Origin of the sequence: Synechocystis sp. PCC 6803 substr. PCC-P (assembly GCF_000284455.1) — a bacterium.
In the GTDB taxonomy this organism is placed as follows: domain Bacteria; phylum Cyanobacteriota; class Cyanobacteriia; order Cyanobacteriales; family Microcystaceae; genus Synechocystis.
Genome location: NC_017039.1, coordinates 140,580 through 161,686, shown reverse-complemented (window position 1 = coordinate 161,686; position 21,107 = coordinate 140,580). Strand labels below are relative to the sequence as shown.

Genomic DNA, 21,107 nt, shown 5'->3' with positions numbered 1-21,107 from the left:
TATTCTCGCCGGTAACTCGGTGTAGCAAGTTTAAAACATCCCCTATGACAAGCAAAAAATTCTCCTGGCCAAAAACTATCATTGCCCTACTTTTAACCCTAGGTTTATGGCTAGGATTGGCAGACTTACCCACCTATGCCCTGGGGGGTATCCAACCAGAGTTGGATCAACCTGCGCCCCTGTTCACCCTGCCCAGCACCACCGGAGAAGGGGAAGTTAATTTGACAGATTACCGGGGTCAATGGGTGGTTTTATATTTCTATCCCCAGGACTTTACCCCCGGTTGTACCTTGGAGGCCCAGCGTTTCCAGCGGGATTTGACCAAATATCAAGCTCTCAATGCCCAGGTAATTGGGGTAAGTGTGGACGACTTAGACTCCCATGAAGCTTTTTGTGATGCGGAAGGGCTTAAGTTTCCCCTGCTGGCGGACTCCGACGGGGCAGTAATCAAGACCTATGGCTCTTGGCTCAGTGGCATGGCCCTACGACACACCTACGTCATCGATCCCGAGGGTATTTTGCGGGAAAGATTTCTGGGAGTGAGACCCGCCACCCACAGTGAAGAAGTTTTGGCCCGGTTGGCAGAATTACAAGCCTAATTGCCAGTGTTACGGCATTTTCAAAAACTTTACAATTCAAACTTGGGCTTAGTCAGGGTTGTTTGGCGGTCTTGGCAGGCAAGATAAACTGCTTCTAGCAAAACTTCGGGGGGATTATCGGCCGAGGGAGCGGTGAGACGCAGACGTTCTTGTACCTGTTTGGCTAACCTTTTCTCCGCCTGTTGCCTGGCCTTGGGTAGTAAATCTCCCCGTCGGAGTAAATAATCCCGGATCACTAACCAATGGTCTGCTGTAATTCTTTCTAAACCAGGGCATTGTGCTAACTCAGCGGCGAGAATCTTCGCTTGCTCCGGTTGTTGCAGTTTTAGGCGATCGCCTCTTTGATCCCGACTTTCCCGAATCACTAAAGTCCCCGCCAGTAAATCTCCAATGCGTTTTTCCCGCCGGCCAAAAATGATTAATAAAGCGCCGATGTAAAGAAAATCATCAATGGGGCGGAACAGAGCTCTTAAACTAGCTTCCTGTAAGCCAACGGGGCGGCCATCTCCCCGAATTACCCGAATTTTAGCCCTGCGTTTACCGGGGGTTTGACCCTGCCAGAGGGTTTCAAAAAAGACAAAATAACCCACATAAACCGCAAAAATGAGGAAAATTTGGATAGCGGTGAGCCAGAGTTGCCATTCCCCGGAGGCGTAGAGGGAAAGGTTATAGGCCAACACCGCCCAAATAATTAGCAAAATTAAAACAACGCTTCCCAGACAGACATAGTCGATCAGCACCGCATAGAGACGATTGCCGATGCCCGCCAAAGTAAATTCCAATTCTACGCTTTCGGGGGTTTCCACCTGATAATGGTTAAACAGGGCCATGGTTTCTAGCTTTGGGGGAGAAAAAAGGGGATAGAGACAATGATGGTTCCAGGGGAGATTAGCTCGGGCGTTTTGTCCCTGAGGCAAGCTTTAAAATTTTGCCCGATCGCCGTAAGATAAAGGCTGGCAAAGCTTGTTTTTATTGGCGTATTTAACAAAAGACTATGGACATTTTGACATTAGGTTGGGTAAGCGTGTTAGTTCTGTTCACCTGGTCCATCAGCATGGTGGTATGGGGTCGGAACGGCTTCTAGGATTAAACCTGGATTTCCCGTTGTTTAAGAGTCTTTGATACCGTGGAAGCAACTCCTACTCCTGTCCTCAACACCCTTTTTTTAGCGGCCCTGGTGATGCTAGTGCTTGTTAGTGGTGGCATTCTCTACCTCACCACCCTGGAATGGCGCGATCGCCGTCGGCAGGATCGGGATAAAAAAATGGGTCGCTAGTTTTTTGAGTAGTTGAAAAGTTTACGGACGCGGGGGAATTTTGCCCTCTTGTGCCACCACCCCTGTGATAACTTATGGGTCTTTCCCGTTTACCGGTGATTGGGTTATTTATTACCCTGGTCACCATAGCTTTTTTGCTGGTTGCCAACTTTGACCAAAATCCAGTCCCGGTTAATCTGGCCAAGGATGCCCCCACCCAAAGCTCCTCTCCTGGGTTGGTTATTGTGGCGGCGGGAGATATTGCCTGTGCCCCCGAAGATCCCGGCTTTAATAACAGTTTAGGTACAGCAGACCGTTGCCAGATGGCCGCCACAGCTAATTTGGTTGCTAGCGCTAATCCTGATCTAGTTTTACCGCTAGGGGATAACCAGTACGAACGGGGAGAATTGGCTAATTACCAAGCTTCCTATCAACCCACCTGGGGAAAATTCGATGCCATCAGCCGCCCTGTGCCAGGTAACCATGAATATTACGGCCCCGGCAAAGATGCGGCGGACTACTTTGATTATTTTGGCCAACTAGCCGGCGATCGCCAAAAGGGCTATTACAGCTACGACCAGGGGGACTGGCATTTTATTGCCCTCAATTCCAACTGCCAATACATTGGCGGTTGCGAAATGGGATCGGCCCAACAGGAATGGCTCAGGCAAGATTTAGCCGAAAACAACAAAGTCTGTACCCTAGCCTATTGGCACCACCCCCTTTATTCCTCTGGTGTGCACGGTAACCAAAAGCAAATGGCGGACCTATGGCAGACCCTCTACGATGGCGGTGCGGAATTGGTGCTATCGGGGCACGACCACCTGTACGAAAGATTTGCCCCCCAAAATGCCCAGGGTGAATTGGATAGGGAAAAGGGGCTGAGGCAATTTGTCATTGGCACCGGCGGCAAAAGTCTTTATCCTTTCAAAACCGTGCGCCCCAACAGTGAAGTTCAGGCAATGGGAGTTTATGGAGTGCTGAAAATGGAACTCCAATCCAACAGCTACCGCTGGCAATTCCTAACCGCCAACACCGACGAATTCAATGAACAGGGGAAGGATTTATGTCATTAAAGGGGGCAATCATGCCATTACTGGGGCCCTTTGCCATGGCCCAAAACCAGGAAAATACTAATAAATTCCATCACCCATTCTAATTCTCCTTTGCGGCAAACCTGCGCTAAGCTTATTCGTGAGCATTTCTCGGTTGTACCTATGGACTTTTCTAGTAACGTTGCAGCGCAACTCAATGCGGGGACAATTTTGCCAGAGGGCATTGTTATTGTCACTCTCCTCCTTGTGCTAATTGTTGATTTGATTGGGGGACGCAAGGTAGCCTTGGCCCTGCCCTACCTGGCGATCGCCGGTTTATTGGTATCGGTGGGTTTGCTAGTTACTTCCTGGTCCATGGCGGATCCCATCGGTTTCATCGGCGCTTTCAATGGAGATAATCTCAGCATTATTTTCCGGGCTATCATTGCCCTGTCCACCGTTGTCACCATTTTAATGTCGGTGCGTTATGTGCAACAAACGGGGACTTCCTTGGCGGAATTCATTGCCATTTTGCTCACGGCTACCTTGGGGGGCATGTTCCTCTCAGCGGCCAACGAGTTGGTGATGGTTTTCATCTCCCTGGAAATGCTCAGTATTTCCTCCTACCTCATGACGGGCTACATGAAGCGGGACCCCCGTTCCAATGAAGCGGCGTTGAAATATTTGCTCATTGGTGCTTCTAGCTCCGCCATTTTCCTTTACGGTCTTTCCCTCCTCTATGGTTTGTCCGGTGGCGAAACCCAGTTGGTATTAATTGCCGAGAAATTAGTTAACGCTGACACTGTGGGTCAATCCCTCGGTTTGGCGATCGCCTTGGTGTTTGTCATTGCTGGTATTGCCTTTAAAATTTCCGCTGTACCCTTCCACCAATGGACCCCCGACGTTTATGAAGGTTCTCCCACCCCGGTGGTGGCTTTTCTTTCGGTGGGCTCTAAGGCGGCCGGTTTTGCCGTAGCTATCCGATTACTAGTGACTGCCTTTGGTGGTATTACCGATGAGTGGCACGTTATTTTCACCGCTCTGGCCGTGTTGAGCATGGTGCTGGGCAACGTGGTGGCTTTAGCCCAAACCAGCATGAAACGGATGTTGGCCTACTCTTCCATCGGTCAAGCAGGCTTTGTGATGATTGGCCTAGTGGCCGGCAGTGAAGATGGTTACGCCAGCATGGTTTTCTACATGCTCATCTATCTGTTTATGAACCTGGGGGCGTTTAGTTGCATTATTCTCTTCACCCTCCGCACTGGCAGTGACCAAATTAGTGATTACGCTGGTCTGTACCACAAAGACCCCTTGTTAACCTTGGGCTTGAGCATTTGTTTATTATCCTTGGGGGGCATTCCTCCTCTGGCGGGCTTTTTCGGCAAAATTTACATCTTCTGGGCCGGTTGGCAATCGGGATTGTATGGCCTAGTCCTACTTGGTCTGGTTACCAGTGTAGTTTCCATCTACTACTACATCCGGGTGGTGAAAATGATGGTGGTGAAGGAGCCCCAGGAAATGTCCGAAGTAATCAAAAATTACCCGGCCATCAAATGGAATTTACCCGGCATGCGTCCCCTACAGGTGGGCATTGTCGCTACTTTGGTTGCTACCTCGCTGGCAGGTATTCTGGCTAATCCCCTCTTTAACCTCGCCACCGATTCCGTGGTCAGCACCAAGATGTTGCAGACAGCCCTCCAGCAAACAGGAGAAACTCCGGCGATCGCCATTTCCCATGATTTACCCTAGGGGTATCAGGAAATATTGCTTTGCAGGCAAAAGCCAATGAGTGTAACTATAGAAACCGATTTAAAGGAGATCTTGGGGGAAATTAAGACCAAACTCGATGACCTCCAAAAAGATGTAACTTCTCTTAAGATCGATATGGCAACGGTGAAAACCGAGTTATCTGCGGTCAGGATGGAGATAGGTACAGTCAAGGATGATGTTAAAGATGTCAAAGGGCGGGCTAATGCTCAAATTTGGGCGTTGATTCTTGCCGTCATCGGAGCCATAATTACCACCTTGGTGCGTTTTGGCATTTTCCCTAATCCCTAACAAAAAAGCGACCAGGCTTTTCTTTCAATTGCCCGATCGCCTTTGATATTTTCCCAAAGGATAAAAGCTAGTCCATTCAGAATCGAGCCTTAAAGTACTCCCATATTGGCTAGCCCCAGAATTACTCCAGCGCCGAGGATGTGGCCAAAGCTAGCGGTGCCCAGCACAGCCCCTAAACCAAAGCCGCCAAAGAAGTTAGAGGAAGGCATGGGGGTGCCCACATTTTGTTGTTTGATGGTCAATTTACCAAAGGCGATCGCCAAAATGTTGCAAGCAATCATCACCCCAGCAACTTTAGGGCTCCAGGACAGGGTGGCGGGAACGGCGGTGGCCAACAAAAAGCTATGCATTGAGATTCTCCAGAATAAAGACGGTTTTTAAAGGGATAGCCCCACGCTAATGGGGGTCTTTAAAAATCTCATCTTACGGGGACGCTCTGCCCCTGGGAAACCACCGTTGCAATACTTAACAAATTTTCGTTTTTAGCTTGGCAAATGTCTTTGGCAAAATTGGTTGATCTGGCTTAAATCGTCAGTTATTTGCCCTGGAATAGTCTGGGGACGGGCAATTCTGATCAGATTTACCCCCAACGCTTCCGCCACTTTTTGCTTAACCAATTCTCCCCCCTGGGCACCGGAGGCTTTAGTTACCACCCCTTGAATTTGCCATTGTTGCCACAGGGCTTTTTCCAATGGTTCGGCTACGGGGGGGCGCAAAGCAATGATACGGTCGGAAGTAAACCCAGCGGCGATCGCCTGGGCTAGGGCTTGGGGATAGGGCAGAATACGGGCAAATAGAACTGCTTCATCCTGTAGGAGGCTGAAATGGCTTAACCAGCGGGCTCCAACGGTCAACAGCACCCGTTTTCCCCTCAAGTAAGGCTGATATTTCCCTCTGGTTAAACTCTGAATATCAGGTACTTCTAAGGTATTTTTTCCCAAAGCCAGGGGCGGCCGCTCAAATCGGATATAGGGAATTTGTTGTTCTTTGGCGATCGCCGTGACCGTGGTAGTAATTTGGGCGGCAAAGGGATGGGACGCATCGACAATGACTGCAATGCTATGGCGTTTTAGAAATTTCGGTATTTCCTGTGGGGTTAAAGCTCCAACGTGAACCGTCAAACATTGATGAATCGGATATAAATGCTTGGCCTCCGATGTGGTGACTGTCACCAGACAATTTATTCCCTGGGCAATTAACCCTTCGGCTACGGCACGACTATCCACCGTTCCACCAATTAACCAAACGGTTGCCAGGCTATCCACCATGATTTAAGTGCTTACAACTGGAATTTTTCACCCAAGTAATATTGCCGCACCAAAGGATTTTCCGATAACTCCCCGGCACTACCGGAAGCCAAAATTTGCCCGTCCCGCATAATGTAACCCCGGTTGGTAATGGCTAGGGTTTCCCGCACATTATGGTCGGTGATTAAAATGCCCATATTTCGTTCCCGCAACTGGGCAATGATAGTTTGAATTTCCGCCACGGCAATGGGGTCAACCCCCGCAAAGGGTTCATCTAAAAGCAAAAATTGTGGTCCTTCCACCCCGATCGCCAGGGCCCGGGCTAACTCAGTGCGCCGCCGTTCTCCCCCAGAAATTTGCGAACCTTGGGTATGGGCCACTTTTTCTAAGCGAAACTCGGCCAATAGCTGCTCAAGGCGATGTTTCCGTAGGGGAGGCGAAACCCCTGTTTGCTCCAAAGCTAAGAGAATGTTGTCCCGCACACTCAACTGCCGAAAGACGCTGGCCTGTTGAGTTAGGTAACCTAAACCAAGATGGGCCCGTTGGTTCAGGGGTAAATTAGTTATGTCCCGCTGGTGGAGCCACACCCGCCCTGTATTCGGCTTTACTAATCCCGTGGCAATGTAAAAAGTGGTGGTTTTTCCCGCTCCGTTGGGCCCGAGTAAGCCGACAATTTCCCCGGGAGCGACCTGGGCGTTGACCCGATTGACCACACAACGCTTGCCGTAGAGTTTATGGATATTTTCTAAAACTAAGGTCACGATCTCCGTTCTCGCTAAAAAGCCTGTCACCGAATGCCGTTAGTATCCCACAGCTAAGAACCCAGGGGCGGCAAATCTGGCAGGGTATCACCGGGGAGAGGATTGGGACCAGTGGGGGCGGGGCCGGCTGGACTTTGGGACTCTTCCACTAGATAAATGGATTCCACCTGTTGATTTGCTTGGGGGTTAGCGACAAAACGCCCTTCGTCCACTAAATAGGTCATGGTTTCCGCCCGCATACTGTTGCCGTCCTGGAGCACATAGACGTTGCCACTAAGGACTAAACGTCTCTCCTGGGAAAAATATTGGGCCTGGGCCGCCGTTGCTTGCAAATTCCGCGCAGGATAGTAAACTTGAACATTCCCCCTAGCGGTCACCACCCCGGTTTGGGAATTAGCTTCTTGGATATCAGAGCGGACAGTCATGGGACTAGAAGGGGCCGTTTGGGCCACCACCGAGGAATTGACGTTGACGGGCAGGGAAGACAAGCTCCCTAGGGAGGCCATGGCGACCGCCAACCAACCCCAGTGACGAGATAGCAAATGGGAGGGGGAAAAACGTTGAGGGAATACCATGAGCAAACGAACCATAATCGCTAACAGGCAAGCTTAGGGAAGAAAGCAGGGGAAGATTGTCAACCCAATAAAGCTAGTGTAGCGAATTGGGGCAATCTGTTTGGGTCGCTAAGGTCAGAAATCCATCCTCCACCCCTGGGTTTTGGACGTTCACCGTGGGTTTAGGTTTCCCCTGGGTCAAAGGACTGCAAACTGTTTAACAATGCCGGTACGATCGCCGCTGGCCAGCCGCCCTCTGCTTTACGCCCCTGGCACAAAATAAACCTCAATTCATAGGCGTGGGCATAGCCCTCAATTTCTAACCACACCAATTCACTACTCAGTTCGCAACAAATTTTTTCCTCCTCCATTAACTCGTCGGCGATCGCCGTGACGGTCTGGGCCAACTCCCTACTCAAGCGATGGAAATCGGCAAACTCATCTTGGGTCAACTCCAAAGCCCAATTCTCTGACCCCAGCAAAAAAGGAAAAGTCTCGGCATTGGGATCAAAGCCCCAGCGCCAACCAGGCCCTTCATGAATAGTTTTTGACAGCATGCCACTGGACCCATGGACAAAAAAAGAGAGTTAGTCGTAAGCCGGGTTCTGTTCCAGGATGCGAGGCACCCTTGGGGAGTTATCTATCTGGGAAATTTGTTACCAAATTCCTCAAGCGGTTCCACCAATCATGGGGCAGGAAAAAGACCAACCTTTGCCCCTCCGACCTTGCTTCCAACCGGGGTTTACCGAGCCAGTACCTCTCGATACTGCTGGTGCGCTCTTACCGCACCTTTGCACCCTTACCCTTTTCAGTGGTCAGTTACCAGTTAGTCAGCAGAAAAACCCTGTTAACTGTTTACTGGTTGCTGTTTTCTAAAAAGGGCGGTATTTTTCTGTGGCACTGTCCTCACGCTCGCGCGCACTGGGCGTTACCCAGCAAGTTTGGCCTTTGGGAAGCCCGGACTTTCCTCAGATTCCCTGTGACAGGAATCCGCAACTCCCTCCCTAACTCTCTTTTTCTAGTGTGCCATTGATTAGAGCCATAGGCCGCTGTGGTTTGTGACCCCAATTAATTGAAACTTCATTGCCCCCTCCGTAGTCTTGGGAAATTGGTGCTAGGAGTTGACCAATGAAAAAATTTGCCTGTTTAGCCTTGTCTGTATTACTCAGTGGAGCCGCGAGCTTACCCAGTTGGGCAGGGGAGGTATTGGACCGCATTGAACAAACGGGGGTGATTAATGCCGGCACTAGAAAGGATGCGGTGCCCTTCGCCTACGTTGACGACCAAGGGGAATGGGTGGGTTTTTCCATTGATCTGCTGGAATTGATTCGCCAGGAAGCGGAAGCCAGACTGGGTAAACCAATCAAGTTAAACATGGTGGAAGCCACCGCCGATAATCGCTTTGACTTGATTACCAATCAGACCATCGACTTGGAATGTGCTTCTTCCACCTTCACCTGGAATAGAACGGCAGTGGTGGATTTTTCAGTCAGTTACTTTGCCGATGGTACCAAAATTATCACCGGGGTGGATAGTGATCTAGAATCTGCCGATTCCCTAGCGGGACGGGCGATCGGGGTTATTCCCGACACCACCAATGCAAAAGCTATTCTCGACTTTCAACCGGGGGCAACCATCGTTGAAGTTAAAGACCAGGCCGATGGCATGGCCAAGCTTGAAGCTGGAGAAATCGAAGCTTTTGCTGGAGATGGCATTGTTTTGGCAGGATTGAAAAAAACCTCTGATAATCCCCAACAGTGGAAAGTGGTGCCTAATTTTCCCTATCAGTACGAAGCCTATGCCTGTTTATTACCCAAAGATGATTCTGACTGGCGCAATTTGGTCAACTACAGTCTAGTCAAATATATGGAAGGGGTAATCAGCGATCAGACCGCAGCGGTGGAAATTTACGAGCGTTGGTTTGATGAAGAAACTGGCGTTGCGCCCTATCCCCGGGAAACGATCAACGATTATTACCAAGGCATTGTGGATAGTTTTGAGTGGATTCCCATTGTTAGCTATTAGCAATTATTAGCAAAGCTTAAAGTGGGGATTAATTTGCCCCAGCCCTTCATTGGAAGGAATGATCAAATTAAGCAGTTCCTAATGCATAATTTCCTTTTAAGGGCTAGCAAGTATCTATTGCAACCAGCCTTTAATAGTTTTAATAACGCATTACATCAGCCTGACGTTGAACAAGAGCGGTTAAAAACCAAAATTATTCAGCGCCTAACTCACACCCGTTATGGCCAATCTTTGGGGATCACTAAAGACTCTCCTTGGTCGGCTATTCCCGTAGTTAGCTATGATGATTTTTTTTCCTGGTTAGAACAACAGCAAACCTCACCTAAACAATCAATAATTACCAACGAAAAAATTCATTATTGGCAACAAACTTCGGGCAGTTCTGGCGCGATTAAACAAATTCCCTACACCCATGGTTTACTGACTGCATTTACCTCCATGTTTGCGGTTTGGGCCTATGACCTGCTCCACCATGGCCCAGATTTTCGCACAGGTAAAACCTATGCTTGTGTTTCTCCCACCCTTGGCGATCGCCCTGGGGGCATTGATGACACGGACTATTTGACGGGGCCTCTGCGCTGGCTTAGTGGTCATTTTTTGGTACGGGTAGGTAATCATTTTCCTGACGGAGACGCTTTTCGTTGGGCTTTGGCCTTAGCTTTATTGCAAAATCCAGACTTAGAAATTATTTCCCTTTGGAGTCCAACTTTTTTGACAGTGCAATTAACGTTTATGGCCCAGCACCGTCACGCCCTGATCACGGCCCTTGGTGATCGCCTGGATGACACAAGACGAAAAGCATTAGAAATAGATCCGATTGATTGGCTAAAAATCTGGCCAAAATTAAAATTAATTTCCTGTTGGGATCAACTATTTGCCGGGGAACAAGCTAGGGCTTTACAGACTTATTTTCCCGGAGTATTTATCCAAGGAAAAGGCTTATTGGCCACGGAAGCTCCCATTACCATTCCTCTAATTAAAGCTGGGGGATTTGTGCCCTTAGTGAACCAAATTGTGTTGGAATTTATGACCGCTGATGGCACCATTGTTGACTTGTGCAAAGTGCAAACAGGGCAAACTTATCAATTAATTATTTCCACTTTGGGGGGACTATACCGTTATCGCCTTGGCGATCGCCTGCAGGTATCCCATTGGTATGCCAAAACCCCTTGCCTGGCTTTGGTGGGTAGGGGCGATCGGGTGAGTGACTTGGTGGGAGAAAAACTAACCGAAGAATTTGTGGCTGAAACCCTTAATAATCTTGGCTTAGTTGGTAACATTGGTCTTTGCTTCCTAGTGCCAGTCCCAGGAACCCAGCCCCATTACGTTTTGTACCTATCCTCCGGGGCAATGATGGCGATCGCCGGAGAGGAATCAACATTGGCCCAGCAACTGGATAACGGCCTCCAACGTAGTTTTCATTATCGTCGGGCTCGACAATTGGCCCAGTTAGGGCCGGTGCAAGTAATGACAGATGGTTATCCCCCTTGGTTAACCCAGGGGCGTTGGGGAGATGAAAAAAGTTATTGCCTTCGTATTCCTCCTTCTGGGACCGTTTGAAAAGTCCCCTAGCTCCCAAAATTTGGTAGAGGTTAGACCCCAGTTCCCCTAAGGTGATCGCCCTATCATCCTAGCCCCTAGCCCTGATGGGGTAAAATTCAATGGTTAGTTTCGTTGTAATTATTGTTAGAGAAATACATGGGTGGACAGACGCTCGCAGAATCTTCCCAAGTTTTGCGCCAAGAAGTATTGGGAGCCCGCCGCTTCAGCAACTTTTTCTGGGCTGGAATTTCTACCATTGGTGGTGTCGGTTTCCTGTTGGCCGGCCTTTCTAGCTACTTTGGCAAAAATCTTTTGATTGTTAGTGACACCACCGGACTGCAGTTTATTCCCCAGGGTGTGGCGCTACTTTTCTACGGTGTGGCCGGCAGCACAGTGGCAGGCTATCTCTGGCTAACCATGGCTCTAAACGTCGGCAGTGGTTACAACGAATTCAATAAAAAGTCCGGGCAAGTGACCATTTTCCGTTGGGGCTTCCCCGGCAAAAACCGCCGCATTGAGTTGATCAATAAAATTGCCGATGTCCAGGCGGTAAAGGCGGAAATTAAAGAAGGCGTTAACCCCAAACGCTCCCTATACCTCAAAGTCAAACAGCGAAGAGATATTCCCCTCACCAGGGCAGGCCAACCCATTTCGCTCTCCCAATTGGAAAACCAGGGGGCTGAGTTAGCCCGCTTTCTAGGAGTACCCCTAGAAGGTTTGTAAATTGCCATTCCCGTGCTGTCAGATTTCACTACCAAGAACACCAAATTCAGGGCAGAAACGGGGGTTTGTTATGTTCAATTGGTCCCCATTTCCCCTAGAAAGTTATCTAAAGTGGACTAAGGTTCCTAACAAGGACTTTAAAGTTGGTTAATTTACATAAACGATGAAAGGCAGTTGCCATTAGCAATTACGGAGATTAGATTTTATGAGGATTTTACCGAATATCAGCCGAGCCACTTGGTTTGTGGGCATCTTTTTTGTCGTCAACATTTTACTGACTGCCTGCAATCAGCCCTCTGCCAATTCTTCAGCCGAGCCTTCCCCCACGGAAACCAACAGCCCAGTGGCCCAGGTAACAACGGATCCATATAAAGACTATAAGCCTCGCTTAAATGGCAAAGCCACTGTGGAAATGATGGTTAATGGCCAACCAATCATCATTGAAGTGGATGGGGAAAATGCGCCGATTACCGCCGGTAACTTTGTTGACTTAGTGGAACAGGGCTTCTACAACGGTTTAACTTTCCACAGGGTGGTAGATGGTTTTGTGGCCCAGGGGGGAGACCCCAAAGGTGACGGTACGGGGGGTTATGTGGATAAAAACACCCAACGTCCCCGCAATATTCCCTTGGAGATTAAGGTGGACCCTGCAGTAGAAAATGCACCAGAAACCCCGGTCTACAGTCGAGCCTTGGGCAATCAAGCTGGATTTCCGGTGATGCTGCCCCACAAAACCGGCGCTGTGGCTATGGCCCGCTCCCAAATGCCAGACTCCGCTTCTTCCCAGTTTTATTTCACCCTGTCCGATGAAACGGGATTTTTAGACGGTGATTATGCTGTGTTTGGTTACGTCACCCAGGGTATGGACGTAGTGCTGAAAATCAAACAGGGGGACAAGATTCAGTCCGCCAAGGTAATTACAGGGCAAAATAACTTAGAAAAATAGATGCATAGTCCTAATAAATTTACCTCTGGGCCCAAACAGTTTCTGGAGTCGGAAGCCATTACCTCCTATGCTGATGCCGCTGTGGTGGTGGTGCCCATTCCCTATGAGGCAACTACTTCCTACCGTAAGGGTTGTGAGCATGGCCCTGAGGCGGTGCTAGAAGCTTCGGACCAGTTGGAAGCCTATGACGAAGAGTTGGGCACTTCCCCCTGCCATGATTTGGGTATTTACACCTGCGCTCCCCTGGCGGACAGCAATAAGCATCCCGCTTTGGCTGGAGACGCCATGGTAACGGAGGTTTGTGACGGCATTGCCCCTTTTGTGGAAGACGGTAAATTTGTAGTGGCGATCGGTGGGGAACATGCCATTACCACTGGGGTAGTGCGGGCTATGCAAAGGGGGACATCGGAGCCTTTTACGGTGGTGCAAATTGATGCCCATGGGGATATGCGGGACAAATTTGAAGGTTCCTGCCATAACCATGCCTGTGTAATGCGCCGGGTGTTGGAATTGGGCTTACCCACTCTGCCGATCGCCATTCGGGCCATTTGTCAGGAAGAGGCAGATTTGATTCGGGAAAAAAATATTCCTGTGTTTTGGGCCAGGGAAATGGCCGATAATCCCAATTGGATTAACGAGGCGATCGCCAGCATCACCACACAAAAAGTCTTTCTCACCATTGATATGGACGGTTTTGATCCGGGGTTTATGCCGGGAGTCGGCACCCCTGAACCGGGGGGGCTAGGTTGGTATGAAGGGTTAAATTTTTTCCGCCGTCTTTTTCAAACCAAGCAAGTAATTGGTTGCGACTTGATGGAACTGGCCCCAGTGCGAGGCTCGGTGGTGTCGGAATTTTCTACCGCTAAACTAGCCTATAAGTTGATGGGTTACTGGGGAGAGTCCCAACGGAAAAAACTCTAGCTATTCTCTGTTGTCAAAAATCTCCCTGAAGTTTAGGAAAAAAAGAATAAAAGTCTTCCACAGACCCAAAGGAGGATAGAGCAAAACTCGCCCCACGGATTCCAAACCTTGCCGGGGTCAAACTCCCTTAGAACAATAAAGGCTTGAGGGTTTCCACCACGGATTTGGCCAAGCTCGGCAAATGGTAGCCCCCTTCCAGTCCTAAAACCGGATAGGGAGATATTTCCATCAGATAATGGGTCATCATGCCGTAATCCTCCGGAATTAGGTTCATATAGGCCAAGGGATCGGAGTGGTTAGCATCATAACCAGCACTCACCAAGAGTAAATCCGGCTTCACTTGCCGTAAAAATGGGAGAACTTTATGCTCAAACGCCTCCCGATAAACTTTGCCATCCCCCCCTGGTTTGAGGGGAATATTAAGCACATTGTCGTGTTGACCCCGATCGCCAGCGGCCCCTGTGCCGGGATAGCAGGGAAATTGGTGCAGGGAACAATAGAAAATCCGGGGGTTATGGTCCACCAATGCTTCAGTGCCATTGCCATGGTGTACATCCCAATCTAAGATGGCTACCCGCTCCACCCCTGGTCTAGTTAAGGCGTAATGGGCGGCGATCGCCACATTGTTGAGCAAACAAAAACCCATACCCGTGTTACGAATAGCATGGTGCCCAGGGGGACGGGCCAACACAAACACCGCCTCCCGTTGATTTAAGACATGGTCAACCCCATCTAGCCAGGCCCGCACCGCCAAGCGGGCTACATCATAGCTCTGGGGAGAAACAGGGGTATCCGCATCGAGGGAACCGCCCCCTAGCTCAGCCAATTTCGCCAATTTGTTTAAATATTCCTGGCTATGGCATCGGAGGATGTATGGATCTAAATTCCACGTCACCGGGGAAGGCTTTTGCCAATGGAGGTAATTCGCTCCGGGCATCTTCCGTAAAGCAGTGGCGATCGCCGTCAGTCGGGCCGGACACTCGGGGTGGGTGGGGCCAGTTTCGTGGCGCAAAAACTCTGCGCTGTAAATAATAGCGACCATGGTAAGTGGTGGTGGATAGTAAAATTAGGCGGAGAAGGCGGAGCAAAAAGTTTGGCCAGCCCTTCAGCCATTGCCCCAGGGCCATGACCCACCAATGCTATTCTAGGTAGGGTATTGAGCCAAATTTAAGATCGAGGCAGTTTAGGCTATGCAAGTTAACAATCTCGGCTTTATAGCAAGTATTTTATTTGTGTTGGTGCCAACGGTTTTCCTGTTGATCCTGTTTATTCAAACCGGGAAACAAAGCGAAAGCTAAGCCTTGGTTAACCATTGTCAAACAGAACAGAGTCAGGGGCGGAGTTGATCCAGCCCCTTTTTTTGCCGATAGTTAAACCCTGGGTAAATATTTCGCCTTTAATTGAAATTAGATCCCTTCTTTGCGAGTTAGTAACACCGGACAGGGGGCATTGACCCGAATATAGTCCGATAGGGAAGTGCCCAATAGTCGGTCTAAATCTGGCAAACTCTTGGCAATGGAGGGCCGGCGATCGGGGGAACCCAACAGCATCAAGTCAGCATTGTAATCCTCCGCCAATTCGCATAGTTTTTCCCCTGGCTTACCCCCCGTTACAGTGCAACGATAGGCAATGCCCAAACGCTTCGCCTTGGCGATCGCCGGAGCTAGGACGGGGTTTTCCTCAATTTCTTGCCGGGAAAGGGGTAGTAGATCCGGCTTCAGGTCGGGGTTCACCCGAGCTAGAATTAATTCCCCTTCTGGATAATCCCGCAAAAGCTCCAGGGCCAGTTCCAACGCATACTCCGCCGCCGCTGACTTATCTAGGGCCACCATGACCCGTTTAATGCGCTTAACGTAAATATCGTCCTTCACCAACAACATGGGGTGATTGGTCAGTTGAAATACATACTGACTAACAGAATTTTCTAGAATGGCTTCCAACCGTTTCAAGCCCCGGGAACCCATAATAATCAGGTCCGCATCAATTTCGTTGGCCACATCACACACCACTCCCTTGGGGTCTCCTTGGCGCAACACGGTGGAAACCTTACTGGGTTCGATGGCCACATCCTCCAACAAGTCCGCCAGGATTTTACCGCCCTCGGCCCATTTTTCCGTGAATGCCTCCGTGGTAATTTGGGGCGGAACCACGTGCAAAATCGTGATCGATGCCTTTTGCACCGCCGGAAAGTCCATCATGGCCTTGAGCATTTCTTGGGTTTGGCTGGTGCCAGAATCTGCGTATAAAATTTTGCTAAGCATGATAATTGAGTTCCTTGAATCGGTTCAGGGAGAGTCTCACCGTGCCATGGAGATTGATAACGGCAAGCCCTCCTCGGTTAAGCCTTATCCCTTCAGAATAAGGCCAATGCAAGCGCAGAAATTTAACGACTTGTTGCGGACTTTCTCAGCCTTGGTGGGCCATGGTTCTAGGGAACTCCTAACCCAATACCCATATCAACAGCTAACCTGCCCCTCCAATTGACGGCAGGAGTGTGTCAAAATCTAGGGAAATTTGAGATTGTCGTCAGCCATTACCGACGAGTAAAAGCTATGAACGTGATTGTGGATTTATGTGTTGTGCCCCTGGGTGTGGGGGTTTCCGTGGGTCAGTATGTGGCCGCTTGCCAGAAAGTACTGGCCGAAGCGGGGCTGAAACATACCATGCATGCCTACGGCACCAACATTGAAGGGGATTGGGACGAAGTTTTTGCCGCAGTTAAGGCTTGCCATGAAGCTGTCCATGCCCTGGGAGCCCCCCGCATCACTTCCAGCATGCGTTTTGGTACCCGCACTGATCGCCCCCAAACCATGGATGAAAAGGTGAAAAGTGTGGAAACATGGCTGGAAAATTCTTAGACGGGCAATGGTGGGAAAGCCAAAGTTAATTGCTAATTCTCTCTAGCCAAGGTGAATTTTAGTTTTTAACCCGTCAACTTAGTTAACTTTCGGGCTCCGTTGCTTGTAGCTCCACTAGATAACTGCCCCATTTTTCCTCGTTAGTGCGGGGGTCAATGTCTTTTTTTAACAACCGCCAACTTTTGCCTTCACTTTGCCGCTGTAGGTAAAGATCGAAGGGATTCTGTTTTTGAGTCACCGTTTGCCGGGGCAAAATTAGTTTTAAATCATATCCCCCAGTCAGGTGATAGGCCGGTAAATTATCCACGGCGATCGCCTCAATATTTTTGACATTGATTTTGCTAATTTCAAAATCTGGGGTCGGGGCGTTTAAATGTTGGCTCAGGGCAGTTTGGGTACGATTAAGTTGGAAAGTAATTGCTTGCTGTACCACCGCACCGTCAGGGGCAAATTCCAAAGGGGGCGGGGCACTTTGACAGGCATTTAAACTGAAGCAAATCAAACCAAGGGTTAACCAATTTAGCAATCGATACCGATAAAAATCGATTAGGTTAACGCTGAAACTCTGCCAAGGCTGAAGGATTTGCTTGCCCGAAAGTGATTTTCGCATAAACAATTAACTAATCAGCGCTATTCAACTGTTGCAATTTCTCCAATACCTTTTCTGCGTGGCCCTTAACCCGGACATTAGGCCAAATGTGGGCAATATTCCCCTGGGGATTGATCAAAAAAGTAGAACGAAGAATGCCTTCACACTCTTTGCCCATAAACTTTTTCGGTCCCCAAGCGCCATAGGCTGCCGCTAATTCGTGTTCCGGATCACTGAGCAGTTGAACGGTTAAATTATGCTTGTCAATAAATTTGCCGTGACTTTTTTCCGAATCCGGACTAACACCGACAACAACAGCATTTAAATCTGTAAATTCCGGTAACTTTTCGCTAAAATCTATCGCTTCAGTGGTGCAACCGGGGGTATTGTCTTTGGGGTAAAAATAAAGCACTAACCACTGCCCCAAAAAATCATCGGAGGAAATTGTTTTCCCCTCAGCATTGGGGGCGGAGAAAGTCGGGGCTGGTTGATTAGTTTCTAAGGCAGTGGCCATGTTAAAAAAATTCTTAAATGTCTTAAGAGAAATGATCTTGGGAACTTTTACAGGAGTGATAATTGTTATACCAATTCGTTAAATTCCAGCGACGGGTCAAGAGATATCCCCCCTAGCCCTCCTCACTAAAGCTCCGGTTGAGAAGGGGGGAAGCCGATAGGCGGGGGGATTAGGAATCGTATCTATCATTTTAAAATTTGGTATTACTTAAAATCTCACCTGAATAGCTTGAACTTACTTTATATGTAAAGGAATCAAAATCAGGGGCAAAATGGCGATCACCAGGAGAAGGAAAGATCCAACCCAGCTAGCTAAACGGTGGGAATCCGGGGTAATGGAAAAACCTAGTAAATGGTCAATGCGGGCTAGTAAGCGGTCTTGTTGACCAGAAAAGGGCACTGCCAAAGGAATGGGATTGGCAACGATGGAATTTTGGGACACTAGGGCCAGGGCTTCCGCCAGGAGCAAGGGATCACAGTTTTTTGCCCCATGGCGATCGGCTCGACATTCCCTCTGCCACAGTAATTCCTGCCATAAAGATTCCGTTTCCGGTAGCCAAAAAGTTAGGCGACGCAGGCATCCTAACCAGAAAAACGTCCAAGTATCCCGGTAAAAACGATGGGCATTTTCATGGGCTAAGACCGCATTTACCTGTTCCGGAGACAGCAATTTCAATAAACCCTGACTTACTACCAGTTCCGGTGACCATAATCCCACCTGGGCGCTGTAGGGAAAAGGAGTATCCAAAAGACGAATTTTTTGTCCTTGCCAATCGGCCAACGGATGAACTTTTACCGCCGCCAACGTTTGCCAAGTTTGCCAGGTAAGGTTGGCAACACAAACTGCTGTCCAGAGCAAAAATAGCCAAGCGAGAAAGTGACTGCCCATGCTAGCGGGGAAGCCAAACATCCAACCACAGCCCATCCAGGCGATCGCCATGCTAGTGGTAATCAACAGTAGGGGGGGAAGGGCAAAAAAGCCTAACGCTATGGACCAAGATAATCCGCCCGGCCAGCAACGAATGGCCCAACGCAGGCCAAAGGCAATTAAAACTGCAATGGCAAACAAAATACTGTGCATTATTTCTCCTCCTGTCGCTGTTGTCGGGCCGCCCGCAAACGATCGGCGATCGCCGTTAACTGGTCAATGCTAGCGGTGTCTAAACTGTCAGCAAAGGCGGCCACCACATCGGGATTGCTAATGGCCAAAAACTGCTGTAATTGTTCGTAGGACTGCACCGCTTTGGCCTGGTCTGCACTCACCCTTGCCGTCCAAATAAAGGCTTTGCCCTGGCGATGGCACACTAACCAGCCCTTCTTTGTGAGCCGATTTAACACCGTGGTTACCGAAGAGTAGGCCAATTCCCGGTCAGGGTCGCTCAAAATGCGATCGTGGATATCTTTCACCGTGGCCTGGCCCAATTGCCAGATAATTTGTAAAATTTCCTGCTCCAGGGGGCCCAGGGACAATTGTTGGGGACGGTAGGGGGGAATCCAGCTCATGGGGAGGAGAAAATACTAATTCTTTTTGGAGGGAATAACCCCCATCACTAATCCTAACTTCCCTCAGGAAGAAAACAAGCTATGAAAGCAAAAATATCCTCAGACTTAACTGGTTGTCACAATAGGGGACGGACTGGACGGAATAAATGGCTATGGTCGGGATGATAAAGGCGCGATCGCCGGGGTAAATCAGTCTTTAAAGCTGGGCTAATCAGGTAAAGGGTGGTGCGGATTAAATTTTCCCGCAAACTTAAGGCTGCCATTTCTGCCAAGGGCACTAACCAAATCTTTTCATCGGGCCAACCCACCCGAAAACAAACCGCTACGGGAGTGTCGCCGGGATAATGCTCTAACAATTGGTTCTGAGCTTTTTCCACATGGCGCGCCGCCAGGTATAACCCCAAACTAGCTTGGTGGTACGCTAAACCTGCTAACTCTTCCCGTTCTGGCACCGCCGAAGCCGCACCACTAATGCGGGTTAGCACAATGGTTTGCACGAGATCAGGCACCGTAAGTTCACAGTTTAAGATCGCCGCCGCCGCTTGAAAGGCGCTAATACCCGGCACACAGACAAAGGGAATATCCGCTTCTCCCAGGGCTTGCATTTGTTCGTGGATGGCGCTGTAGAGGGTTAGATCGCCGGAATGGAGTCGCACCACAATCTTGCCTTGGCGCACCGCTGTGATCATCAAAGGCACAATGGTTTCCAAGGTTTTATTCCCGGTGGCAACACATTCCGCCTGGGGTCTGACGTCCGCCAAAATTTGTTTGGGCACCAAGGAATCGGCATAGAGGACTAAATCCGCCGCCTGCAAAAGCTTTTGCCCCTTAATGGTCAATAAATCCGGATCACCGGGGCCCGCCCCAACAAAATAAACCGCTGGAGAAAAAGAAGAGTTTTGTGAATCCATGAAGACGTTTTTATAAAGATTATCTGGGAGGTATAAGAAAAACAAATAGCATTTATCGATAACTATAAATTGCGTAAAATTTTCACAATTAAGACCATTTTAAATATTTAGTTTAAATGCCTAAATTGTCATTTTCGCTTTTATTATCATAGAAAATTTTATTATTAGTCTTTGTTGAACTCCTAATACTCTAGTACCTTATAGTCGTACTAATCAGCTATAATTGCACCAATGATCTTTACAGGAAGCTTGAATGCAGAAGGCTTTGAAGGATGGTTGAGAGTGTATCTTTTAGCATCACTCAGCATTCCATCAGTCTTAACAATGGATAATGCTTCCATTCATCGTAAAAATGCCATTAAAGAATTGGTTAAAGAAGCCGGTCGTGAGGTTGTATTTTTACCGAAGTACTCTCCTGATTTAAATGATATTGAGCATGATTTTAGTGCGTTAAAAAGAATCAGAATGTATGCCCCTGTCGGAACATCCCTTGATGAAGTGATTCGGTCTTATTGCATCGTCTAGTGCTTCACTCTTATTTGAAATAACTATAACTATAATTACATATTTAATGCTAAGATTGCTAGAGATTTCCAAAAAAGCGAGTGTAACAATGTTAGATAAACTACATTGTTCAAATTTAGGGAAATTTATAAATAATACCACCGGACTCACTAGCTTCAAAGGTGGCATTGAACTCAATCGCCTTTTGGTCCAAATATTCTTTGGCTTCCTTACCATCAATTTCTGCGGCCTTGCAAAACTGTAAAACCGTAATGGTGTTTTTATTTTCCTCTAGAATTTGGAAGAAAATTTTTCTGAGGTTCTCCGAGGTCGCCATAGTGATTTGTTGTTGTTGCTTTCTGCCATCATGGACCGCACTCCAGAGTAGCCCACCCCCCAGGGCACTCATGGGCAGGGAAAAAATCATCAGAGCCGCCGCCGCTCCATCCCGGTCTTCCTGGGACTTAGTGGAGTCGAAAATTTCCACCACACAGTAGAGCCCCAAAGGAATTCCCAGGGAAAGCAAAAGAAAAGCCACAATTTGTTTAATTAATCTCATGGTTC

Annotated in this window: 27 protein-coding genes, 1 other RNA gene and 1 pseudogene; 14 read left to right on the top strand and 15 right to left on the bottom strand. The window is 48.7% G+C overall.

Annotation, left to right across the window (positions count from 1 at the left end):
- The first annotated feature begins 44 nt into the window (after window positions 1-44).
- Window positions 45-599, top strand: coding sequence for a peroxiredoxin (locus SYNPCCP_RS00760; RefSeq protein WP_010871356.1), 555 nt, complete (start codon window positions 45-47; stop codon window positions 597-599).
- A gap of 29 nt (window positions 600-628) precedes the next feature.
- Here SYNPCCP_RS00760 and SYNPCCP_RS00755 read toward each other — a convergent pair whose 3' ends face one another.
- A complete protein-coding gene (locus tag SYNPCCP_RS00755; RefSeq protein ID WP_010871355.1) occupies window positions 629-1,429 on the bottom strand; it encodes an RDD family protein in 801 nt (266 codons plus the stop codon).
- Between the two features lie 164 nt (window positions 1,430-1,593).
- Between SYNPCCP_RS00755 and petN the strand changes: the two genes are divergently transcribed.
- From petN to SYNPCCP_RS00740, 5 genes are all read left to right on the top strand, one after another.
- A complete protein-coding gene (gene petN / locus SYNPCCP_RS16640; RefSeq protein WP_010871354.1) occupies window positions 1,594-1,683 on the top strand; it encodes a cytochrome b6-f complex subunit PetN in 90 nt (29 codons plus the stop codon).
- Window positions 1,684-1,725: 42 nt separating this feature from the next.
- Complete coding sequence (locus tag SYNPCCP_RS17385) at window positions 1,726-1,875, top strand: hypothetical protein (RefSeq protein ID WP_010871353.1); 150 nt, start codon at window positions 1,726-1,728, stop codon at window positions 1,873-1,875.
- Between the two features lie 74 nt (window positions 1,876-1,949).
- Window positions 1,950-2,930, top strand: a complete 981-nt coding sequence (locus tag SYNPCCP_RS00750; protein WP_010871352.1) for a metallophosphoesterase — start codon at window positions 1,950-1,952, stop codon at window positions 2,928-2,930.
- A 141-nt stretch (window positions 2,931-3,071) separates the two neighbouring features.
- Window positions 3,072-4,637, top strand: a complete 1,566-nt coding sequence (locus SYNPCCP_RS00745) for an NAD(P)H-quinone oxidoreductase subunit N (RefSeq protein ID WP_010871351.1) — start codon at window positions 3,072-3,074, stop codon at window positions 4,635-4,637.
- A gap of 36 nt (window positions 4,638-4,673) precedes the next feature.
- Window positions 4,674-4,946, top strand: coding sequence for a hypothetical protein (locus tag SYNPCCP_RS00740; RefSeq protein ID WP_010871350.1), 273 nt, complete (start codon window positions 4,674-4,676; stop codon window positions 4,944-4,946).
- Window positions 4,947-5,035: 89 nt separating this feature from the next.
- Here the strand turns inward: SYNPCCP_RS00740 and psaK are convergent, their stop codons facing one another.
- The 6 genes from psaK to rnpB form a co-directional block, all read right to left on the bottom strand.
- Window positions 5,036-5,296 (bottom strand): photosystem I reaction center subunit PsaK, encoded by a 261-nt coding sequence (gene psaK / locus SYNPCCP_RS00735; protein ID WP_010871349.1) that lies wholly within the window; start codon window positions 5,294-5,296, stop codon window positions 5,036-5,038.
- Between the two features lie 132 nt (window positions 5,297-5,428).
- Window positions 5,429-6,214: a precorrin-6A reductase gene (gene cobK / locus SYNPCCP_RS00730; protein ID WP_010871348.1), complete on the bottom strand. Its 786-nt coding sequence runs from the start codon at window positions 6,212-6,214 to the stop codon at window positions 5,429-5,431.
- Between the two features lie 11 nt (window positions 6,215-6,225).
- A complete protein-coding gene (gene lptB / locus SYNPCCP_RS00725) occupies window positions 6,226-6,984 on the bottom strand; it encodes an LPS export ABC transporter ATP-binding protein (RefSeq protein ID WP_010871347.1) in 759 nt (252 codons plus the stop codon).
- A gap of 23 nt (window positions 6,985-7,007) precedes the next feature.
- Window positions 7,008-7,544 (bottom strand): LptA/OstA family protein, encoded by a 537-nt coding sequence (locus SYNPCCP_RS00720; RefSeq protein WP_010871346.1) that lies wholly within the window; start codon window positions 7,542-7,544, stop codon window positions 7,008-7,010.
- A gap of 146 nt (window positions 7,545-7,690) precedes the next feature.
- Window positions 7,691-8,065 carry a DUF1818 family protein gene (locus SYNPCCP_RS00715; RefSeq protein WP_010871345.1) on the bottom strand — a complete coding sequence of 125 codons (375 nt, stop codon included), beginning with the start codon at window positions 8,063-8,065 and terminating at the stop codon, window positions 7,691-7,693.
- A gap of 22 nt (window positions 8,066-8,087) precedes the next feature.
- Window positions 8,088-8,520, bottom strand: an RNA gene (rnpB, locus tag SYNPCCP_RS16570) — RNase P RNA component class A.
- A 116-nt stretch (window positions 8,521-8,636) separates the two neighbouring features.
- Between rnpB and SYNPCCP_RS00705 the strand changes: the two genes are divergently transcribed.
- From SYNPCCP_RS00705 to speB, 5 genes are all read left to right on the top strand, one after another.
- On the top strand, window positions 8,637-9,533 hold the full coding sequence (locus SYNPCCP_RS00705) for an amino acid ABC transporter substrate-binding protein (protein WP_010871344.1): 897 nt from the start codon (window positions 8,637-8,639) through the stop codon (window positions 9,531-9,533).
- An 81-nt stretch (window positions 9,534-9,614) separates the two neighbouring features.
- Complete coding sequence (locus tag SYNPCCP_RS00700) at window positions 9,615-11,093, top strand: GH3 auxin-responsive promoter family protein (RefSeq protein ID WP_020861369.1); 1,479 nt, start codon at window positions 9,615-9,617, stop codon at window positions 11,091-11,093.
- Between the two features lie 138 nt (window positions 11,094-11,231).
- Window positions 11,232-11,798: a photosystem I assembly protein Ycf4 gene (locus SYNPCCP_RS00695; RefSeq protein WP_010871342.1), complete on the top strand. Its 567-nt coding sequence runs from the start codon at window positions 11,232-11,234 to the stop codon at window positions 11,796-11,798.
- Window positions 11,799-12,003: 205 nt separating this feature from the next.
- Entirely contained in the window at window positions 12,004-12,744 is a 741-nt protein-coding gene (locus tag SYNPCCP_RS00690; RefSeq protein WP_010871341.1) for a peptidylprolyl isomerase, read from the top strand.
- Entirely contained in the window at window positions 12,745-13,665 is a 921-nt protein-coding gene (gene speB, locus SYNPCCP_RS00685; protein ID WP_010871340.1) for an agmatinase, read from the top strand.
- A gap of 127 nt (window positions 13,666-13,792) precedes the next feature.
- Here the strand turns inward: speB and SYNPCCP_RS00680 are convergent, their stop codons facing one another.
- Window positions 13,793-14,707 carry a histone deacetylase gene (locus SYNPCCP_RS00680; protein ID WP_010871339.1) on the bottom strand — a complete coding sequence of 305 codons (915 nt, stop codon included), beginning with the start codon at window positions 14,705-14,707 and terminating at the stop codon, window positions 13,793-13,795.
- 148 nt (window positions 14,708-14,855) lie between these two features.
- Between SYNPCCP_RS00680 and psbM the strand changes: the two genes are divergently transcribed.
- Window positions 14,856-14,963 carry a photosystem II reaction center protein PsbM gene (gene psbM / locus SYNPCCP_RS00675; RefSeq protein ID WP_010871338.1) on the top strand — a complete coding sequence of 36 codons (108 nt, stop codon included), beginning with the start codon at window positions 14,856-14,858 and terminating at the stop codon, window positions 14,961-14,963.
- Window positions 14,964-15,071: 108 nt separating this feature from the next.
- Here the strand turns inward: psbM and SYNPCCP_RS00670 are convergent, their stop codons facing one another.
- Window positions 15,072-15,926 (bottom strand): universal stress protein, encoded by an 855-nt coding sequence (locus tag SYNPCCP_RS00670; protein ID WP_010871337.1) that lies wholly within the window; start codon window positions 15,924-15,926, stop codon window positions 15,072-15,074.
- A 231-nt stretch (window positions 15,927-16,157) separates the two neighbouring features.
- Here SYNPCCP_RS00670 and SYNPCCP_RS00660 point away from each other — a divergent pair, with 231 nt between their 5' ends.
- Window positions 16,158-16,523, top strand: a complete 366-nt coding sequence (locus SYNPCCP_RS00660; RefSeq protein ID WP_010871336.1) for an MTH1187 family thiamine-binding protein — start codon at window positions 16,158-16,160, stop codon at window positions 16,521-16,523.
- A gap of 82 nt (window positions 16,524-16,605) precedes the next feature.
- Here the strand turns inward: SYNPCCP_RS00660 and SYNPCCP_RS00655 are convergent, their stop codons facing one another.
- From SYNPCCP_RS00655 to cobM, 5 genes are all read right to left on the bottom strand, one after another.
- Window positions 16,606-17,133 (bottom strand): hypothetical protein, encoded by a 528-nt coding sequence (locus SYNPCCP_RS00655; RefSeq protein ID WP_010871335.1) that lies wholly within the window; start codon window positions 17,131-17,133, stop codon window positions 16,606-16,608.
- A 10-nt stretch (window positions 17,134-17,143) separates the two neighbouring features.
- Window positions 17,144-17,626: a thioredoxin-dependent thiol peroxidase gene (gene bcp / locus SYNPCCP_RS00650; RefSeq protein ID WP_010871334.1), complete on the bottom strand. Its 483-nt coding sequence runs from the start codon at window positions 17,624-17,626 to the stop codon at window positions 17,144-17,146.
- A gap of 234 nt (window positions 17,627-17,860) precedes the next feature.
- Window positions 17,861-18,706: a M56 family metallopeptidase gene (locus SYNPCCP_RS00645; protein ID WP_010871333.1), complete on the bottom strand. Its 846-nt coding sequence runs from the start codon at window positions 18,704-18,706 to the stop codon at window positions 17,861-17,863.
- Window positions 18,706-19,128, bottom strand: a complete 423-nt coding sequence (locus SYNPCCP_RS00640; protein ID WP_010871332.1) for a BlaI/MecI/CopY family transcriptional regulator — start codon at window positions 19,126-19,128, stop codon at window positions 18,706-18,708. The genes SYNPCCP_RS00645 and SYNPCCP_RS00640 overlap by 1 nt, the downstream gene beginning before the upstream one ends.
- 116 nt (window positions 19,129-19,244) lie before the next feature.
- Entirely contained in the window at window positions 19,245-20,039 is a 795-nt protein-coding gene (gene cobM / locus SYNPCCP_RS00635) for a precorrin-4 C(11)-methyltransferase (RefSeq protein ID WP_010871331.1), read from the bottom strand.
- Between the two features lie 219 nt (window positions 20,040-20,258).
- Between cobM and SYNPCCP_RS00630 the strand changes: the two are divergent.
- Window positions 20,259-20,564, top strand: a pseudogene (locus tag SYNPCCP_RS00630) (transposase); the annotation flags it as partial.
- A 115-nt stretch (window positions 20,565-20,679) separates the two neighbouring features.
- Here the strand turns inward: SYNPCCP_RS00630 and SYNPCCP_RS00625 are convergent.
- The gene (locus SYNPCCP_RS00625; RefSeq protein WP_010871329.1) at window positions 20,680-21,102 is read right to left on the bottom strand and encodes a hypothetical protein; all 423 of its coding nucleotides are present in this window, start codon (window positions 21,100-21,102) and stop codon (window positions 20,680-20,682) included.
- Window positions 21,103-21,107: the final 5 nt, after the last annotated feature.